Annotated in this window: 16 protein-coding genes and 1 pseudogene; 15 read left to right on the top strand and 2 right to left on the bottom strand. The window is 52.1% G+C overall.

Features of this window, described 5'->3' with window-relative positions; translation table 11 throughout:
* Positions 1–132 precede the first annotated feature (132 nt).
* The 7 genes from ICY20_RS11950 to ICY20_RS11920 all read left to right on the top strand — a co-directional run bounded on the left by ICY20_RS11950 (position 133) and on the right by ICY20_RS11920 (position 8,468).
* On the top strand, positions 133–1,572 hold the full coding sequence (locus tag ICY20_RS11950; RefSeq protein ID WP_194937597.1) for a hypothetical protein: 1,440 nt from the start codon (positions 133–135) through the stop codon (positions 1,570–1,572).
* A gap of 9 nt (positions 1,573–1,581) precedes the next feature.
* On the top strand, positions 1,582–2,394 hold the full coding sequence (locus ICY20_RS11945) for a hypothetical protein (protein ID WP_194937596.1): 813 nt from the start codon (positions 1,582–1,584) through the stop codon (positions 2,392–2,394).
* Positions 2,395–3,927 (top strand): coiled-coil domain-containing protein, encoded by a 1,533-nt coding sequence (locus ICY20_RS11940; protein WP_194937595.1) that lies wholly within the window; start codon positions 2,395–2,397, stop codon positions 3,925–3,927.
* Entirely contained in the window at positions 3,927–4,976 is a 1,050-nt protein-coding gene (locus tag ICY20_RS11935; RefSeq protein WP_194937594.1) for an AAA family ATPase, read from the top strand. Before ICY20_RS11940 ends, ICY20_RS11935 begins: the two co-directional genes overlap by 1 nt.
* A 138-nt stretch (positions 4,977–5,114) precedes the next feature.
* A complete protein-coding gene (locus ICY20_RS11930; protein ID WP_194937593.1) occupies positions 5,115–6,278 on the top strand; it encodes a PDDEXK-like family protein in 1,164 nt (387 codons plus the stop codon).
* A 128-nt stretch (positions 6,279–6,406) separates the two neighbouring features.
* On the top strand, positions 6,407–7,513 hold the full coding sequence (locus tag ICY20_RS11925) for an HNH endonuclease (protein ID WP_194937592.1): 1,107 nt from the start codon (positions 6,407–6,409) through the stop codon (positions 7,511–7,513).
* Between the two features lie 133 nt (positions 7,514–7,646).
* A complete protein-coding gene (locus ICY20_RS11920; protein ID WP_194937591.1) occupies positions 7,647–8,468 on the top strand; it encodes a GIY-YIG nuclease family protein in 822 nt (273 codons plus the stop codon).
* A gap of 284 nt (positions 8,469–8,752) precedes the next feature.
* Here ICY20_RS11920 and ICY20_RS11915 read toward each other — a convergent pair whose 3' ends face one another.
* Complete coding sequence (locus ICY20_RS11915; RefSeq protein ID WP_194937590.1) at positions 8,753–9,169, bottom strand: hypothetical protein; 417 nt, start codon at positions 9,167–9,169, stop codon at positions 8,753–8,755.
* A 750-nt stretch (positions 9,170–9,919) separates the two neighbouring features.
* Between ICY20_RS11915 and ICY20_RS11910 the strand changes: the two genes are divergently transcribed.
* The 6 genes from ICY20_RS11910 (at position 9,920) to ICY20_RS11885 (ending at position 14,279) form a co-directional block, all read left to right on the top strand.
* Positions 9,920–10,417: a toll/interleukin-1 receptor domain-containing protein gene (locus tag ICY20_RS11910; protein WP_194937589.1), complete on the top strand. Its 498-nt coding sequence runs from the start codon at positions 9,920–9,922 to the stop codon at positions 10,415–10,417.
* A gap of 48 nt (positions 10,418–10,465) precedes the next feature.
* The gene (locus ICY20_RS11905; RefSeq protein ID WP_194937588.1) at positions 10,466–10,909 is read left to right on the top strand and encodes a TIR domain-containing protein; all 444 of its coding nucleotides are present in this window, start codon (positions 10,466–10,468) and stop codon (positions 10,907–10,909) included.
* A 436-nt stretch (positions 10,910–11,345) separates the two neighbouring features.
* Entirely contained in the window at positions 11,346–11,822 is a 477-nt protein-coding gene (locus ICY20_RS11900; protein ID WP_194937587.1) for a TIR domain-containing protein, read from the top strand.
* A 104-nt stretch (positions 11,823–11,926) separates the two neighbouring features.
* Positions 11,927–12,529 (top strand): TIR domain-containing protein, encoded by a 603-nt coding sequence (locus ICY20_RS11895; protein ID WP_194937586.1) that lies wholly within the window; start codon positions 11,927–11,929, stop codon positions 12,527–12,529.
* Entirely contained in the window at positions 12,526–13,713 is a 1,188-nt protein-coding gene (locus ICY20_RS11890) for a toll/interleukin-1 receptor domain-containing protein (protein ID WP_194937585.1), read from the top strand. Before ICY20_RS11895 ends, ICY20_RS11890 begins: the two co-directional genes overlap by 4 nt.
* Positions 13,710–14,279, top strand: a complete 570-nt coding sequence (locus tag ICY20_RS11885) for an SLOG domain-containing protein (protein ID WP_194937584.1) — start codon at positions 13,710–13,712, stop codon at positions 14,277–14,279. The genes ICY20_RS11890 and ICY20_RS11885 overlap by 4 nt, the downstream gene beginning before the upstream one ends.
* 335 nt (positions 14,280–14,614) lie before the next feature.
* On the opposite strand, the gene ICY20_RS11880 is transcribed toward ICY20_RS11885, so the two are convergent.
* A complete protein-coding gene (locus tag ICY20_RS11880) occupies positions 14,615–16,069 on the bottom strand; it encodes a tyrosine-type recombinase/integrase (RefSeq protein ID WP_194937583.1) in 1,455 nt (484 codons plus the stop codon).
* A 456-nt stretch (positions 16,070–16,525) separates the two neighbouring features.
* Here ICY20_RS11880 and ICY20_RS11875 point away from each other — a divergent pair.
* Together ICY20_RS11875 and ICY20_RS11870 are read left to right on the top strand one after the other, a co-directional pair.
* Positions 16,526–17,230 (top strand): annotated as a pseudogene (locus ICY20_RS11875) (IS66 family transposase); the annotation flags it as partial.
* Between the two features lie 1,100 nt (positions 17,231–18,330).
* Positions 18,331–18,455, top strand: a 125-nt coding sequence (locus ICY20_RS11870; protein ID WP_194937326.1) for a transposase, incomplete at its 3' end; no start/stop codon positions are given.

Genomic DNA, 18,455 nt, shown 5'->3' with positions numbered 1-18,455 from the left:
TCGCGTGTCGCCCGTCAACCAAGTCGGCTATACAGATAATTCCTTCACTCCAGTTTTTGGCTCCGTGAAGCAGGAAACTGTTGCGTTTCGAGTTAGTGAGCCATTTAAAACAAAGACTTATGGATGTTAGTGATGTCGTTTCTAAGGAAGCTGTTGGCGGTGCTTAAGGCATTTTTGTTTGGGGAAAGGGTCGAAACCGACGAAGAAGGAAGCTTTCCTAAAATTGACCCTGAAAAGATCAAAGCTGACCTCAGAGTCCTGGAAAACGCTCGTGCTCATGGTGCGTCGGGTATCCCTGATGCTAGAGATACTCGTCTGACGGAAACTGAACTCCAGATTATGGGTACTGTGGGGAAGCTTCGCGCAGCCACTTTCAAAAGCGGCGAGCGTTGGCTCAAGCAAATCCAAGCCCGTCTGGACAGCATCGACCTGACTCAAGAGACGAACCATACCGTGCAACTCGGTGAGGAGTTCGTACGAAAAGCCGACTCTATTCTCTCCCAGGCAGACGCTGAACTTCAGGATGAAGCGCGCACGACTCGAGCCCAAAAGGAAATCCTCGATCGCTTCAGATCTGAGAACAAGCTGCCTGACACACCTGCGAAGCTGGCAGGCTGGACCGATCATGCAACAAAGGTTGGCGTGCTCGTGTTGTGTTGCGCGCTGGAAGCATTCGCGAACTCGACCTTCTTCGCAGGAGGAATGCAGGGCGGACTGCTAGCCGGTCTGATGCTGGCAGGGCTGTTAGCGGTCGCTAACATCGTTGGATGCTTTTTCGTTGGTCGTCTCTTTACTAACAAAAACCATGTGAACAGCGGTCGCAAAACCCTCGGATGGGTTTGCGGATTATTCGGTGTTACTTGGACACTTTTGGTTGGTTCCTTCGTGGCTTACTGCCGCCATGTGATGCCTCAGATTGATGACGAAACTGCCAATCAGCTGCAACTGGTTTGGGAAAGCGCCAGTTCGTTGGTGTCGCCTTTCAGCGACTTTGAAAGCATTGGTCTGTTTGTTGTGACTGTCATTTTCGGCTTGCTCGCATTGCACCATGGGTACGCCTGGCAAGATCGTTACCCGGGGTATTCGAATGTCTATGGGGCGTATGTTGATTCTTATCAGAGCATGGTCGAGGTTATCGAGCGCCTGCGTGAGGAGCTAGAACTGGAAAAACAGACGACGCTCGCGCAAATCGACGAGAACGTTAAAAAAGCCAAGCAGGCCATCAAACGCTTTAAATCCAACATGAATGAGAAGTCTGTCGCCGAGAAAAAGGTGACGGAACACCTCGTATTGGCTGACAACACCATATTGGCCCTGACACAGGCATACCGGTATGAGAACCAAATGGTTCGACCGGCTGATAGACCTCGTCCTGACTACTTCAACGATGACGTCGTACTGGAAAATCAGGGTTTTCCAGATTTTGGTACAGAGCGTGACGAGGACCGCTTGAGGGTTCAAGAGCAGATGTTGGGCGAAATGCTCGCCATTGAGCAGCCAACCCGGGCAAAGGTTCAGTCGTCATTCACGCAGAGGTTTGACCAGCTCAAACCCATTGAAAGCCAGATTTAAGGGCGCCCCATGTCGCTGTACAAAAAACGAAAACAAAAATCGGCTACGGTTGCCATTCTCTGGATTTTGTTGACGCTTGCCCTGGTGGTTGGTGTTGTCTACGGAATCTACTGGTCTTTCAACCAAGATAAAATTGACAAGGTGACGCTTTGCCCAAGCAGTGGTGCGAAGGGTGAATACGTCGTGTTGATCGACAATACGTCTCCCTTTCCCTTTACGCAGAAAGCGGCTTTGGCCAAGCGGCTTCAAAACATGATTCTGAAAGAGGTTCCGGAAGGTGCCCTGGTGACAGTGTTCCTGTTGGGGGAGGATTACCAGCACAACAGCGATCCTGTATTCGTTATGTGCAACCCAGGGCAGTGGGGGGACAAAAACAAGTTTACGAATACCCAGAAATTCGTCGACAAGGACTTTAACGAGAAATTTGCCAAGCCTCTCGATGCGGTCGTACGCAAGATTCCTTTGGATGTGCGAGCGAAAACCTCTCCCATTTTCGAGATGCTTCAGCTAGCCAGCCTCCACGGTTTCAATCATCTGAATGCCCAGGGTGAGAAGCATCTGATCATCTATTCGGACATGGCCGCGAACATGCCTCGGTTCAGCATGTACAAAAATGCTCAGCTCTCCTACAAAGATTTTGCACAAAGCGCCTACGGCCAAGAGGCGGTAGCGCCTGCGCTGATGGATGTCTCTGTCACCATCAATATGTTGGCCGCGGAGTCTTCGGTTACTCCCTACAACAAGCGCGCGGAATTTTGGGCGCAGTACTTTTCTGCCAATGGTGCGTCTCTGGACCAAGTAAACCCCATGGAGGGGCTGTAAATGAGCGTTGTAAAGCCACTGCACCGAGTACAAAACTGGTTTGTTTTCGCGCTCATTCTGAAGATTTTTTGTGCCGGAATCAGCCTCTACATTAACGACCCTAAATGGTTTGGCTTCTGGGTTCCGTTGACCATCATGCTGGCTTATTGGCTGGTGGGTTATCGCGTGCGAAAGCTGTACGACGTGAAGCTCACCTTGGCCAAGTTTGCTGACTCTGTTTACTACCTCGGCTTTCTGTTCACCGTGGGCAGTATCATCATCTGTCTATTCGACATCCAGAGTATCGGTGAAGACCTCAGCAACATGGCGATGCGCTTCGCTGCTGCGATGGTAAGCACTGCGATTGGCATGGTCGCCCGCACCCTGCACGTCGGCTTTAAGCACGACCAGGAAGACGCCATCTCAAGCGTCGAAGAGCGCGCGATCACAGCGGCTGAAAATCTCACCCTGATGTTTGATGACACCTTCCAGAAACTGACGGTGTTCCGAGATGAAGTGGTTGCCACGACCAAAGAAACCGTCACCGGTGCCAAGGATCAGATTGAGGCGCTTTCCAAGCACAGCATGGGTGCCATGGATGCGTACTTCGCCAATGCCACTCAGCGAAGTAATGAAGCGTTCGACGCCATGCTCAAGGACGCCAGGGCTGCCAGCGATGACTTGCTTTCGACCATCAATGGTCTTTCCGAGAAGAGCGAGAAAACCCTCGAGCGTATGGAAGCGCATGCGTTGGATTTCGGGAAGAAAGCAGAGGCACGCCTGGATCAGACGCTGTTCCCAGAGAATTTGTTCGCCAACAAGCTCAATCCTTCCATTGCCGTTTTGGCTGAGACAACTGATGGAGTCAACACGGGTATCACGACACTGGCAGAAGACATTAAATCTGCGGCTAAGGCTGTGGGCACTGCGATTCGTGGCTTGAACACCAAAACCCAGACTCTTGAAGAAACACTCACGGCCGTGGGGTCTATTGTTGAAAGTCAGCAGCGTCTCATGGACGCTATGAACAGCCAGGGCGCTAGCCTGGTAGGCGGAATCGAGCGGGTTCAAAAAGAATTTTTGGACACCCTGGATGACTATCAAAATGACTTCGAGGGAGAACTCAAGCAGAACCGCGCTGTGATCGCACAGGTCGTCGAAAAGCTCGAGGGGCTCCATACAAGGCTTGAGGGGGACGATTCTGTCGCAGTCCTAAGCCAGGGAATGGGCGAAGCGTTTAGGGCCGCGGGCGAGGCGAGTTTCCGTGCCAACGAAGCCTTTTCTGAGTCGATCAAGTCGACCCTGATGCCTCTCATTCAGGCCATCAACGAAAGCAACGAAACGCACAGGGATTTGGCCAGTCAGGTCATTCAGGGGAACAGTGCTATAGACACAGCCCATGCGCACCTTGACGAGCTCGTTCGCAAGATCGATCACGTGAATCAAATCGAGATTCGCCAACCTGCGGTTAATGAGCCTCTCATCGCATCCGAGGCCAGTTCTGTGGTCTTGCTCACATCTGATCGGATGTCCTCAGATGTGAGACCTGCCTAATGAGTCAGAAGAACGACCAGGTCTTCAACCTGTCGATTACTGAAATTTGGATGGTGCTGGCTTTCATTTTGCTACTTCTGAGCGGCTGGCAAGTGTGGAAACTCACCAATGCCAACAAGTTCTTGGAGCAAAAAGTCGCTGGCTATCAAAGCCTGGATGAGCGTGAAAAGGCGATCAATGAAGCGACTGCGGCGTTCAAGACCAAGCTCTCGAAAATGGGTTTGAAAAATCCTGATGAGCTTATCCGAAAGTTGACGGATGCTTCCCAGGCGCGGGAGGAGTCCGAGCGCCTGAAAGTACTGCTCACTCAGAAAGACGAAGAGTTGTCGACGCTTGCTGCGATAGACAAGGCGTTGGAGCAGTCGGGGAGTAAAGATAAAGGCAAAGAAGCCAAGCGCTTGATACTTGAAACGCTCATGACCTATGACCAGTTGAAACAGCTGGTCGCAGATCCCAACGCAGACGTTAAGCCTACCGAAATCGTGACGCGTATCGCCGATATGAAGGCTACGGAGCAGATGATTAAGGATGCTCTGAAAACCGAGGCCGATCCGAAGACTGATCAGGTTCAGAAGCTGATTCAGCATTCGCATGCTTACGCGGAAGCGGAGAAAGCGGGTCTGAATTCTGCTGTTCTGCAGAAGACGAACAGTGACCTGAAAGGGCAGGTGCAATTTCTACAGAACAAGATCAATCGGGGTAAGGGAGGCGATCTTCCTCCGTGCTGGGCTAACCCAGATACTGGCAAACCTGAGATGTTCCTCACGGTATACCTCAAGGAGAATAATCTGACGTTTGAGCCAGCCTGGCCTGTTACACGCCTTGCCGATGCTCAGGCGCTGCCAGGGTTTGATGCTCTCATGGCTAGCACAGACCGAGGCTATGAGGATTTCTTGCGTGCGACCCAAGCGATCAATGCGTTTGGCAATGCGAACGGGTGTAAGTACTACGTCCGTCTTGCGAGTCAGATTCAGGATGCACCGACATCTGACAGGCGCCGGATTCAGGTAGAAAGCAATTTCTACAAGATTGAAGTGAGGCGTTGGTAGAAGGGCTTTGTGGCGATGCCCTGAGCCTTCACTGCTTGAAGTTTAACGGTCGGTGCGCAGGAGTGGCTATGTGCCAGGCCTGTCCTCTAAGATGTCGATTCAACTTGACTATTTTTATCGTCCGCCAGGATTTTAGGTATGGAAGCCGCTGCACGATTAGAGACCCTACGCGTCAGTCCCGGTTTCAATGCGCTAGGCAAGTACACAGCGGCTTTTGACATGTTCAAAGTGATGGGGGTGAGCACAAAAGAGCTGATCCACTCGAACATCTTGGCCGCTCTTTTCAATGCAAACGGCTCTCACGGTTTAGATTCATTGTTCAGGGATGCTTACGTGGCGTCTTTGGCCAAACTGCCATGCAGTGGGGAGGCACTGCCGCTAGCTTTGCAGGTGTTGCAAAGCGTAAAGGGCATCAAAGCGAAAGTTGCTAGAGAGGTGGCACATATTGATGTGCTGCTCGAGTTCCCGGAAAAGCGTGTTGTCATTGCTATCGAGAACAAAATTTGGGCAGCTGATCAGCGCGACCAGGTCGCGCGCTATCAACAGGCGCTCTGCGAGCTATATCCACATCATGAATACCGGGCACTGGTCTATCTAACCCCGACTGGGCGGGCGTCGCCTACCCAGGACCTGCTATCCCCTGTGCCCGTTTATCACCAATCCTACGGTGAGGTCGCCGCGCTGCTTCGTCAGTATCAATTCCAAGCCACTTCATCGGCCGCTTTTTTCATCGATCAATTCTGTACGCACGTGGAAAAAACAATGTCAGGAAACTCCGACTTGAACGATCTTTGCTGGGACATCTTCCAGCAGAACGAAGATGCGTACGCTCATCTGGTGAAGCAGTACGAGTACTGCAAGACGCGGAAGATGACCGAGCTTTTTGATCGATTGGGTGAGCGTTTGGCCAGCGATCGGCTATTTGGAGATGTCGCCGACGAGATGCAGCTCAGACCAGCTTTTAGGACGGACAAGCAGCAGTATGACCTTGATGTTCGCCTTACCAGCTGGCCGGAAGGTGTTTGGATCAAAATCTACAAACATAATTGGTTTGGCGTGTTTCCGTTCTTCCGAGGCGAGTGTCGAGAGGCGCTGAGTGTTCGTTTGCCGACATTCACCCAGCCTGCGCACGCCGTACCCGACTGGGCAGATTTGTACTTCGCGTCGACTCGCTTTTTGGTCAAGGAGGATCGGTGTGTACTGGAGCAAGGGGATAAAGTCACGGACATTCATCTCGATCAGGCACTCACACGCGTCCGTGACTGCATGGCTGAAATCAATCTGGTGCTTGGTCGTCAGTGATCGGTATAGCGGCAGGAGGATGGATACCCGTTGAACTCTGTTCTCCGTCCACAAAAGTTGGTGTCTGCTTCAAGTCCTACACGGTGGGTAACGAAGCATAATTATCATTGGTCAGGGACGAGGTCTTCATGGCGCTGTTCATTCAGAAACCTATTTTTTGGAATACCAATAAGTATCAAGCACCATCCGGAGTTCGCGCGACAAGCGGATTTCCCAAGGCGACCGGATATGGTCATGAAGAGTGGAACAACTCGTCATGCATGCTCCTGAAACGTGGCAACGGCCATTTTCGCGTATTTCACACTGAAGGGCTGGGCGCTGCGCCTACTGACGAGAATGCGGGACAAACTTTTGTCTTTCTGACGGCGTCGCATGATGGTGTTCAGCAGTTGGTTGGAATCTCTGGAAATGCTTACAGCCTTCACGGCGACCATCATAAAAAGCAGCGTGAAGGCATGGCGAGTGAGCTTTCGCTCAACGAGCTATGGGAAGACGCTTGGAGCGTTGCCAATGTGCGGAAAAAGTACAACAACAACCAAAAGACTTTTTTGAAAGACTGGAAGAAAGATCTGCACTGGATTCCAAACTGGATCTGCCCGGAAGACTATTTCTGGTGGTTTGACACGCCAATCACCCTGGATCCGCAAGCCATCACTGGTAAGAACAGATTGCTAGGGATGTACAGCAGTTACACCGACCTGGATCTGCCAACGGTTAGCCGCATAATGGATGCCATCCCGGTTGCGCAGCGCAATGAACAGTGGGATCGCCTCGTGGATGCAATTCAGTGTGCGCCGACGGAGCCGCTAGCGGCTGAAGACGTATCGGACGGGGGTGAGCCTGTCACTGAAGTGCTCACCACGGTGAACGCACGTAGGGGGCAGGGAAAGTTTCGTGAGGACCTGATGAACGTTTGGGGGAGGGCTTGCTCGGTTACAGGCTTGGCGTGCAGTGAATTGCTTCGCGCCTCTCACGTGATACCTTGGCGAGCTTCCAATCCCAAGCAGCGTCTAGACAGCAATAACGGACTCCTTTTGTCAGCTAACTTGGATGCATTGTTCGATAAGGGATTGATCACCTTTGACAGCATGGGGCAGATGCAGATTTCAAAACGTATCGACCAGCGTCACAGAAAGGCTCTGGGCTTGCCTCAACCACTTCGATTTGTTCCCAAGGAGTTAGTGGTTTATCTGAAATACCATGAGGGCAAGGTGTTTCAAGACAACATAAGTTGACTCAACCGATAGTTTTGATGTGTGCTCATTCTGGTACGTGACTGGGAGGGGCGGGATGTCATGGGCTGGTAGCCGGTGCGGACTTCACTGACAAGCAATACACTCGCGGTCTTAATGGCTAGGGAGCGGCGCATTGAATCTGTTCGATCTTTTGAGGCTGTGGGAACCGACGTTTTCACCGGAAAGTGCCAAGGTCCACTTGGCGCGACGAAACGCCGACGAACACCCGCTTGACGTGTTCATTCAGGGAGGCTTCGATGAATGGCAGAGCCAACAAAGCAACCGCAACTTTAAGTTGCCTTTCGTGGTCTCGCTCATTCAAGCCGGTAGCCCAACCCGTTGGTTGTTTGCTGGGTTATTTCGGGTGAAAGCGTGTGTCCAAAAAGTCGGCCTCAAGCCTGAGTACGTTTACACCTTGGAGCGCGTGCCCGCGGCCGAAGAGTGGGTAGGGCGGCTGTATCTAAATAGCAGCTACACAAAACGCAATTCCTATCCGTACGGGGAGACTCTGGCGGGTGACCTAATCGTGATTGAACTGTTGGCCGAACGCCTCAGCATTGGACATTTTCCCGGCTTTAAGAAGGTTAATCTCACCAAGACCCAACTCGATGTGGTGGTGCAGCAAAACATTGACTCTTGGCGCTCTGCGCTTTCGAGTGTCAAAGGAATCTACCTCATCACCGATGCTCAAACCGGTAAGCTTTATGTCGGCAAGGCTGACGGGGAGGCAGGCATTTGGGGACGCTGGTGTACGTATTCGACAAGGAGTCATGGCCACAACGTGGCGCTCAAGCGTGAGTTTGGTATTGATGCTCCGCCGGAACGAGAAAAAGATCTGCGGTTCTCGTTGTTGGAGATTGCCGATCTTCATACGATGCCAGGCGATATAGATATCCGTGAGAGTCATTGGAAGGAAATTCTGTTGACCCGGTCGCATGGCTACAACCTCAACTAGTTACTTGATGGGAGTCTTGTGGCATCGGTACCAGGTTGGCGGCCGGGCCTTCTTGGACCATAGCCGCGCCCCCATTTCATGGAATGAAGTCCACTGCTAATGGCGCAGCAGTTCAATCACCGGTGCCAGCATTTGTTTTTGAGAGGGAATGGGGTCGCCTATTTGCTGTGGCTCAGTGGTGCCTTTCTGTGAGCGATCGCCGATAACGATGCTAATGCCATGAAGAGCTTGAGTTTCCGGCAGAGCATAGCCATGTAGCCTGACTTTTTCTGCCGAGCAGTCGGTTACGCTGCGGTACTAGACTTCACTACGTAAACCAAAACTACTGCAGTGACGGCCACCAAAGCCGCTCCGTGAAATACGATCAATGTCTTGGATAGGGTTGCTTTGAGCCAATTTTTCCAACCCTGACCTTTATCAATCACCATCAGAAAGTCGATGTCGTCTTTGTCAGTTGCTCGAACCTTGTCATAGAGCTTCCGGTAGCAGCGTTCGAGCGCCAAGAAATAGCCATCCAGGCCCCAGAAGGCAATACCCGGGATGTAGGCCAGAAACGCGAAACCTTTATCAGCATCCTTTGCAGACAGCGCAAACAGCGCTGAGATTAGGATGATTGACCAGCCCTTGAGCAGAAAAGAGTTGGTGGACAGGCGATTGACCACACCTTGAACAAACTCGAGGTGTTTGAGCTTTGCATCCATAAAGTGAGTCCGTTAAAAGTTTTTGTATAAGTGATCGATAGCTTTCGAGCTTTCGAGCCTGCAGCACCCAGGTTCTGGACAGACCAGCGTGAGTAGGGAAGAGTCGCTGTGGTCTATCACTCCCCCCACCGATGGGGCTCTTCATTTCTTGATTTCCTGTACCCGCTCGCTTGCTATATCTACGATCCGGTTGGCTTCCGCCATCGCAGGCTGGATTCTCCCCTCGGCCTTTCCGAGGCGATTATGAGCACCTTGCGTCAGGTGGCCCCGTTGTGTCTCGCGCTTAGAGTCAGCTTCGACGTCATGGATGGGCTTGAACGGTTGTAGCTCATAGATCGCAGCACAGTAATGCCCCCTCGCTAGCATCCATCTGGCGAATCTTGAGGCTGAACGCAAACTCAGAAATCTAGGCATTATCCTTGGTGTGCTTGACCAGCAAAAGGAAAGCCGCAGCTTCGACGATAACCAGCAAGAGTTCCATATCGTCGCCTTCCCCATTATTTCGCGCAATCATACACCGGCCATAGCGGCGCTAGGCCATCTCGCTCACTAGTAATTGACTTGACTCAAGAGATGGTGGCGTTCCTCTAGCTGCTGCTGTCAGCCAAAGGAAGTCATTAACTTCTGTGCAACAACGTCTATGTCAGATACTGCGGGTCGCGCAGGTATCTTGACCTAGGACAAGACAGCCGCCTTGAACAACGCGGTAAAAGATGGCACTTTGCCAAAAAGTGCTAGGGAAGCTCTCTTATGCCGATTCGCCAATCAGATCTCATTTATGCTGGTCAACGCCGCTCCATGCAGACACGCAACACCAAACGACTCGGGCAACCTACAGCCTTTCTAAGCCACAGCCACAAAGACTCAACTCTAGCACTGGGCTTACAGGAGTTGCTGAAGACCCAAGGGTGGGACGTCTATATCGACTGGCAAGATCAGACAATGCCTGACACCCCGGACGTTGAGACTGCTCTGACTATCAAAGCAGCCATAGTCCGTGCCGATTGGTTCCTCTTTCACGCGACGCAAAACTCAACAGCTTCACGTTGGTGTCCCTGGGAAATCGGTTTTGCTGATGGCAAAAAAAGCTATGACCGCATTGCGATTGTCCCCACACAAGACAACCTAGGGCATTTCTTCGGTAATGAGTATCTGAAGCTCTACAACAGAATCGATGTATCCACCGGAGTGCCCGGCCTTGCTCTCTTCGATACGCAGGACAATGGCAAGTGGGTGCGCGCGCTTTAACTCCTCCTCACCCTGTACCTTTTACCCCCTCGTTTAAAGGACAAAATCATGGCAAGAAAGGTTTTCTTCAGCTTCCAATACGAAGATGTACACCGCGCGATGAACGTGCGAAACAGTAACGTCATCGCTGCTGACACCAAGGTAGGCTTCATCGACAAAGCAGATTTCGAAGAGGTTGAGCGTAAGGGTGATGCTGCTATCAAGAAATGGATTAACGATCAACTGCATGGGACGAGTGTCACTGTCGTTCTGATTGGCGCTACAACCGAAAAGAGCAAATGGGTGAAATACGAGATTGAGCAAAGCATCGAGCGTGGAAATGGCATCCTGACCATTGATGTCAGCAAAATCGCCGACCTCAAAGGAACTACTACTGACTGCTGCTCGCTTCGGGTTCCTGGCTCTCCCCACTTTCTGTGGAATAAACAGGATGGCCGTGCCAATTTAGGCAAATGGGTAGAAGCCGCGGCGAAAGCAGCAGGCAAGCCCTGACACCAATGCCTCTAGCTCAAGGGTAGAGTTTTCTAAAGGATAGATTTCATGACCCTTCAACCCTGGGGCGGGTCCCCGGCCCGTTCTAGGCTGCGAAGCTTATGGCGAGTGAAGTATTTGTCGAGAGTACAGACTAATAGGGACAGATTTATTGAGTGACCAGACAGACTCTTCTGACTCCTAACAGGCCTCCGCTTTCGGCCAGGAGCGCCGAACGCGCCTGATGAATAAATCTGTTCCCTTTTCCCGCTAACCTGACGCAGCGCGGTTCGCGAAGCGGAGTCACCGATCCACACTTTCAGCTATCATCGTTAGGAACAATTTACTCAAAAAAATTATGGTGTGAAAATTAATTGCGACTTAAATTAAATGACTATCGTATTTCTCAATCCAACATTTGATTAATTGAAGCACAGACGACAAATGGAGATAAGTCATGGCGAAGAACTGCTTTTTGAGCTTTCACTATAAGCAGGATAGCTGGCGTGTATCGCAAGTTCGGCAGATCGGGGCAGTCGAAAAGCAGCCGCTGCTTGACTCGAACAAATGGGAAGAAATTAAGAAAGAAGGTGATGATGGCATCAAAAAATGGATTGCCGACAACATGAAGGGCAAAGAATGCCTTGTCGTGCTTGTGGGAGAGAAAACTGCCAGTCGCCGCTGGGTCAAACACGAGATCAAGAAAGCCTGGAAGGATGGGCTGGGTGTGCTCGCCATCCATGTCCACAATCTGAAAGACTCAGACGGCAATCAATCGTCGAAAGGCTCTAATCCTTTTACAGGCCTCACTGTTGACGGGGAAAATGTCACGGGAAAAGTCTACGATCCGCCATACGCCACCAGCACCAATGTGTATGACTACATCAAGTCGAATATTGAAACCTGGGTTAGCGACGCTATAAAGGCACGTTGAATCTTAATATCTGATTGCATTCTACCAAGTGCCATTCGCCGTGGAGAATGCAATCCACCTACAAAAAAATTCCTTCCGGATTAAGTGTAATAGATGGAGCCAAAATGCCACGCAGAACATTCTTTTCTTTTCACTATGTGCCTGATGTATGGCGCGCTTGGAATGTCCGCAACAGTTGGGTGGTGAGAGAGGCCGACGAGGACAGTCGGGGTTTCTTTGACCGCAGCGTATTTGAGGCTTCAAAAAAAGAGAGTGACGATGCGCTAAAGACCTTTCTGCGCAAGGGGTTGGAAAATACTTCGGTCACTTGCGTCCTTGCAGGAACCGACACTTGGTCACGGCGATGGGTACGCTACGAAATTGCTCGAAGCGTTATCAAAGGAAATGGCTTGCTAACCGTTTTCATTCATGGCGTCCAGAACAAAGACAAAGCAATATCTACAAAAGGTGCCGATCCATTGGCGCAGATGGGACTTTATAGAACCGATCGAGGTATATATCTCGCCGAGTGGAAGGATGGGAAGTGGGGGGCCTATGCAGATTACTCGCTTGCAATTCCGGAAGCTGATTTGTGGTTCCCCGCACCTAAAACAAACAGCGTAGTCCAACTTTCAACCCATTGCCTGAGTTACGACTTCACAGGCCAAGATGGCAGAAAGAATATTGGCGGATGGATTGAAACTGCTGCGGGAGTGGCTGGCCGATGAGCGAGAGTTTGAGTTCACAATCACCCTACCAGCTCATCCTACTGGGTGCTGCCTATGGGCGTGATGCTCGCCTCCGCCATAGCGTTGATCTGGCGCTTCAAGGGCTAGGGATTCCGACCAGCGCGATTACGTTTCTCAGTGATGCCAACGCACCTAGTCGCAGCTTAAAATCACCGGTGATGGCAGTATTTTTTGGCTCGCCGGAGCATACTGTCGATACCACACTTGTGGCAGATTTGATTGATGACTCGATCATTATAGCTCCCGTCGTCTCGGATCTGTCCCAGATTTACGCAGAACTTCCGCCTCAGCTCAGACATGTCAATGCAATTGTATTGGGCGCCAACGATGATGGTATCGCCCGCCTCGTCACACTAGTCCTTGAAACATTTCGGTTGTTGCGGCGTGAGCGACGACTGTTCATCAGTTACAAGCGAGCAGGGTCTCAGCCGCTGGCTGATCGTTTGTACGACGCCCTTGATGCTCGCGGTTTTGACGTTTTTATCGACGTGAGATCGGTGCCTCCGGCCGCAGATTTCCAATCACAGCTCTGGCACAGAATGTCGGATTCTGATGTCGTTGTGCTGATCGACACGCCTGGTTTTAGAGAAGGTCGCTGGACGGCCGAAGAATTGGCGCGCGCCAACGCGACTAATGTGCAAATCTTGCACCTACTTTGGCCGGGTCAAAAGGAAGATCCTGCATCATCCTTCAGCCACTTCATGCAGCTTAGGCGTCGGGATTTTTTTGGATTTATTCCAATGCGGGGACGTTGGGCCACGAAAGGCTTGGTGGCGAGGATTTGCGACGAGGTCGAAAGATTGCGCGCACCAGCAATTGCAGCCCGGTACCGATATTTAGTCGATAACTTTTGTGACGCCGCCCGCGACATGGGACTTGATCCAAGTGTTCAAATCGAAGGCTGGATTTCGCTCAAAATCGAGTCCAATCGAACGCTGGCGATCGTGCCAGCAGTGGGAATTCCAACCTCTGATCGCATCAACGAGGTGTTCGAAGCCATTACCGATCCGGCTGTTGAAGCGAGAGAAGTATGGGTGATTTATGACAATAGAGGTGTGCTGAGAACGTGGCTCTCTCATCTGGATTGGCTTGACTCATATTTGCCGATTCGGGCAGTGCAAATGTCGAAGGCACCACAACTTCTGAAGGAGTTCACCGCATGATAGACATATTTCTATCTGCCAGCGTGCCTTTGCCTGATCGCAATCGGGTATTTTTCGACACTGCCGATGTCCTAGCAATACGGGAAGCGATCAAGGCTTTGGTTGAGGTAGTGCTGCCGATTGGAAGAATCACGTGCGGCGGCCATCCAGCGATAACTCCGCTATTGGCCCTCTTTTCCCGCGAGGCAGGCCTTGACCACAACAGGGTCGCGATTTACCAAAGCAAACTCTTTGAGGGGCGATTGCCTCCTGAGTTGGCCGAGTTCGTCGACGTGCATATGGTGCCAGCAGTTGATAACAACAGAGAAGCCAGTTTGACGGCCATGAGGAAAGCAATGATCACAAGCCGAAAGTTCAGCGCAGCGGTGATCGTTGGCGGCATGGATGGCATCTATGAGGAGCATAAATTGTTCGTCGAACACCATTCCAACGCCGTAGTGCTCCCGCTCTCGACAACAGGAGCCGCAGCCAAAGTTGTTTATCAGCAGGGAGAATATGATCCAATTTTTGCGCGCGATCGAACCTATTCCAGCTTATTTCGCCGAAAACTCCTGCCCCTGGATTAGCCCGATAACCTTGAAGTAACCGCGTTTATTAAGCTTGACGGAGCGAAAAAGTGGGGCTGCCTATGCAGCCCCTTGGTTAAAAATAGCTTTCGTTGTGTGCGTTCGGATAACTGAAGCCGTTGGGTGTAGTCAGTTTGGATCGCAAGACTTAACCAGGCTGGCGTCCCGCTTGGACTGCCTAGAGATCGAAGCTAGTCGCTCCGTTACCAATCTGCCAAGCCAGTGTACTCATGGCTGTCGAGTGACCGCTTCTGGCCAATTTCGGCCGGTCATGAACCCGAAATAAAGCTGAAGAGCGTGCTCGGCGATGAGGGCTCAAGGCAAATGACGCCGACTTATGAAGGCGATAATGATCCAGTCGCTGCGTGTGCAGGGAAAGACATCATCGCCTCGGCCGGAGAATGTTCGTAGGTTGAGGACAACATGGCACTGAGTCGATCACCCAACAGGTCCCAAGCGCGCTTCTTTTCTTCGGCGTAGTCATGATGCAGGTAGTGCCGTCTCACCCGCGAGCCGGCCAGTACATGGTTTTGACAGCGGTCGATGACGTTCAGGCTGACCCCCAGGGCCTGCATCATGGTCGCGCCTGTGCGACGCAGGTCATGTGGCGTCCAGTCGCCGTTCTGGCCGTCGGCCAGGACCAGGGTGTTGTCGTGACGCCGTCTGGAGAGGGCCTTACGGTTTTTGAACCGGGTTTGGCGATCGCCGACCTGTTTGCTCACCACTTTCACGTCCACATGCCCATCATCCAGCTTGTTCGGAAAACACCATTGCGAGTCTCCAGTTAGGGTTTTGAGTTCCTGAAAGAAATGCAAGGCGAAGGGAGAGAGGAAGACATGGTGGTCTTGTTTCTTGGCGCGGGTGCCTTTGACGATTTCGCTGGGGAGGAACCAGGTCTGCTGGTCTAGATCGACATTTTTCCATTCGGCCTGCAGCAATTCACCAATTCGGCACAGCGTGCCCAGGCTAATCCAGAGCGCGAGCTGCGTTTCCTTCTTTAGCGGACGAATGCCGTCGTATTTTTGGCCCGCGGGGAGGGTGTCGTAATCGGCGGTCATTTGCTGGAAGCGGTTGTGCAGTTCCATCAGCTCAGCCGGGGCAAGGATGCGGCTTCTTTCCGCTTCATAGTCGGCCGGGATCAAGGGAGAGATGTCGACCAGTTCCGTCGGATCACCTTCAATCAGTAAGGCCCGCCAAGGTTGGCGCTTTCTCGCCCAGCTGAACATCTGGGTGAGGTCGGCGAAGAAGCTGATGGCTTGCCGGTGAGCGCCGCGGTTGACCACGGTGCGGATCAGCGCCCGAACATCGTGTTCGGACACATTGTTCACCGCGGTCCTACCGAGTGCTGGCAAAAGGTCCTTGTTAAAGCGTCGTTGCAATTCGGCATTGCCGTCTTTACGTGCGACGCCATCCAACAGCCAGGCCTTGGCCAGATCCTGGACGGTCAGCGTTTGCACCTTCGACGTGTTTACTTGTTCCGCCTCGACGTTGGCCGCGGTATAGGCCTGAGCCTTGGCGGTTTTTTTGTGTTCGTTGGGATTGATCTGCTCATCGATGAGCGCGCGGGCCAGGTTACGCGCCTTACGGATGTCTGTCAGGGATTTGCGCGGCCAAGTGCCGCAGGCATACTCTTTGTTCTGATCGCCCCAGCGATAGCGATAGAAAAAGCTGACCGACACGCCGTCCTTACGCATTGAGACTCGACCGGCCAGATTTCCATCTTCGCGGAGGATCCGACCGGCATCGTTGGCGGTCAGCGACTCGAGTTCTTTGATGGTGATTTTGGCCATAAAATGGGTTACCCCTACTTTTACCCCCACAAAAACATCGGCTCTTGATGGACGTTAATGGACTCTCGTGGAGCTGAACATCGCTGGAGCTTAAGTAAATACTAGCTTATAAAAATCCAGAGTAGAATTTCGGAGTCTTTCAAGAAGTATGAAAAAGTAGATGGGGTGCTAGGGGTCGAGTGTTCGAATCACTCCGTCCCGACCATTATTCCTGAGTAAAATCAGACACTTGAGCCGATCAGATAGATCGGTTTTTTTGTGTCTGCGCAAAACCCGCGCACAACTGGCGCAAACAGGGTGGCTTTGTCTGGCCGCAGCAACCAGCGGCAGCGTTTCACTGACGACGACGCAGTTATCGATGCTGTTGGAAGGCATTGATCGGCGCAAGACAATTCGTACAATACCCGTCCTCGCGGTCTGACTTTACGCGCTGAAAATCCTTAGTAACATTCGGCTATGACTCATATGACCGACGTCTTGCCGCATGATCTTCAAGCCCGAAAGGTCTTGGTCTCTACCCTGCGGGCAGAGATTGAGCGGCCGAAAATGATGATCGCCAAGTTGCGGCGCACTCAGTTCGGGCGCAGTCCCGTGTACTTGGACGCGATGATCGATCAGCTCCAACTGAGCCTTTTAGAGTTGGAGGTCAGCCAGGCTGCAGTTACATCAGTCACTGAGTCAGCAATGCGCACCGTTTCCCGTCGCAAGCCTTTGCCCGAGCATCCCCCCCGCGAAATTTATGTCCATCAACCCGATACACAATGCTCCGGTTGTGGTGGGACGATTCGCCGATTGGGGGAGGACGTATCAGAGGTTCTGGAATACGTTCCGGTACGTTCCAAGGTGATTCGCCACGTTCGATCCAAGCTGGCTTGTCGCTGCTGGGAGCACATCGCTCACGTACCTGCGCCGAGCCGCCCTATAGCTCGGGGCCTTGCAGGCCCAGGGTTATTGGCCCATGTATTGATTTCCAAGTTCGTTGACCACCTTCCTTTGTATCGGCAGTCAGAAATCTACGCCCGCGAGGGCGTAGATCTGGAGCGCTCGACCTTGGCCGACTGGGTCGGCCAAAGCAGCCAATTGCTCAGACCGTTGGTCAACGCACTCAAGTCCCGCGTCATGAGCGGCCACAAAGTCCACGCCGACGACACTAATATAGCCAAATGCCACCATCGAGGCCCAATCAAACCCGATATTGATCGGTTTTTTTGCCTACAGGAAGGAGTTACAACCGTGGCCGTAAACACTGTCGATAGCATTGCCAAGTTCGTGACGAATGGGCTCATCACTCACTACCCGGTTCCTTTCAAGTTCTTGGCGAATGAGGACTTGCTCGTCACCTACATTGACCCCACGGGAGCTTCAGTCACACTGACTCTTGGTACGCACTACGCAGTCAACGGGGCCGGGAGTGAGCAGGGTGGTAGCGTCGTTACCGAGCCCGTCTTGGCTGGGCCTGGGCAGCTGACGGTGGGCAATCTTGTTGCGTTCGACGACCCCAATGTCGGCTCAAGCCAGATAGCGATCAGCCGGCTCTTGCGCGAGGAGTCAACTAACGGACCGCGAGATAGGCTTGTTTGGGATGACGCCCAGGCCATATCTCTATCTGGTAAGGACTGGGCAATGGGTGGCTTTCGCGTTTTTGGGAAGTACTTGAAATCGCGAGCTCCCGTTTTCAAGAGCATCGATTTTCAAAGAAGGCTATCTATCCTTGGCGATCTTGCCCACGGAATGACATCCGTGAAGTCAGAAAACTGGTATGCGGCATTCGCGGTTGCAAATGAAGGCGACGATTCCCCTACGTTCAAGATTGCACCCTTTCTTTTCGTAAAATCGGTTGTTGGAAATGTGTGCACTCTGGGCAAATGCGGTGAAGTTTCTGACGTAAACGTCATCGATAATGCAATTTACAGTTGGCCGCCGAACTCTCTGGCCGGGGCAGACGTGCTCGTGGTGAATGAAGTGTTCTTGAGTGGTGTGCCGACCTGGTCCATGCGTATTGCCAAGGCCACCGGCAACACTGCTAGCACCCTATCTCTGGATAACATCGGTTCGGTTGGACCAAAGTGCTTTCTGCTGCCCGCGCCAAGTGGCTGGGAGCATTACCGATACTGCACATCGTTTTACTTCGACACAGCTGAAGTACGAAACATTTTCGATTGTGGAGGAGGGCCGGTTAGGTGCCGAATTGATCTGGCCTAATGATTTTGGACACTTTAATCGGGCGCTATGATGGCGCCTAAATTTGAGGTGTTTTGGATATGCGCAAATCTTATTCCAGTGAATTCAAACTCAAGGCAGCCAGTATGGTGCTCGATGAGGAGCAGCCAGTTCCTGAAGTCTGTGCCAGCTTGGATATTGGTCCCACGGCCCTGCGCCGCTGGGT

It is taken from the genome of Pseudomonas pisciculturae (genome assembly GCF_015461805.1).
In the GTDB taxonomy this organism is placed as follows: domain Bacteria; phylum Pseudomonadota; class Gammaproteobacteria; order Pseudomonadales; family Pseudomonadaceae; genus Aquipseudomonas; species Aquipseudomonas pisciculturae.
Note: the sequence above shows the minus strand (reverse complement) of the source record. Positions and strands in the feature narration are given on the sequence as shown.

Coding starts and splice junctions, on each gene's coding strand:
- ICY20_RS11895 (WP_194937586.1), top strand. CDS start 11,927: ATGCCACGCAGAACATTCTTTTCTTTTCACTATGTGCCTGATGTATGG.
- ICY20_RS11885 (WP_194937584.1), top strand. CDS start 13,710: ATGATAGACATATTTCTATCTGCCAGCGTGCCTTTGCCTGATCGCAAT.
- ICY20_RS11945 (WP_194937596.1), top strand. CDS start 1,582: ATGTCGCTGTACAAAAAACGAAAACAAAAATCGGCTACGGTTGCCATT.
- ICY20_RS11890 (WP_194937585.1), top strand. CDS start 12,526: ATGAGCGAGAGTTTGAGTTCACAATCACCCTACCAGCTCATCCTACTG.
- ICY20_RS11905 (WP_194937588.1), top strand. CDS start 10,466: ATGGCAAGAAAGGTTTTCTTCAGCTTCCAATACGAAGATGTACACCGC.
- ICY20_RS11910 (WP_194937589.1), top strand. CDS start 9,920: ATGCCGATTCGCCAATCAGATCTCATTTATGCTGGTCAACGCCGCTCC.
- ICY20_RS11915 (WP_194937590.1), bottom strand. CDS start 9,169: ATGGATGCAAAGCTCAAACACCTCGAGTTTGTTCAAGGTGTGGTCAAT.
- ICY20_RS11950 (WP_194937597.1), top strand. CDS start 133: ATGTCGTTTCTAAGGAAGCTGTTGGCGGTGCTTAAGGCATTTTTGTTT.
- ICY20_RS11935 (WP_194937594.1), top strand. CDS start 3,927: ATGAGTCAGAAGAACGACCAGGTCTTCAACCTGTCGATTACTGAAATT.
- ICY20_RS11930 (WP_194937593.1), top strand. CDS start 5,115: ATGGAAGCCGCTGCACGATTAGAGACCCTACGCGTCAGTCCCGGTTTC.
- ICY20_RS11900 (WP_194937587.1), top strand. CDS start 11,346: ATGGCGAAGAACTGCTTTTTGAGCTTTCACTATAAGCAGGATAGCTGG.
- ICY20_RS11940 (WP_194937595.1), top strand. CDS start 2,395: ATGAGCGTTGTAAAGCCACTGCACCGAGTACAAAACTGGTTTGTTTTC.
- ICY20_RS11925 (WP_194937592.1), top strand. CDS start 6,407: ATGGCGCTGTTCATTCAGAAACCTATTTTTTGGAATACCAATAAGTAT.
- ICY20_RS11880 (WP_194937583.1), bottom strand. CDS start 16,069: ATGGCCAAAATCACCATCAAAGAACTCGAGTCGCTGACCGCCAACGAT.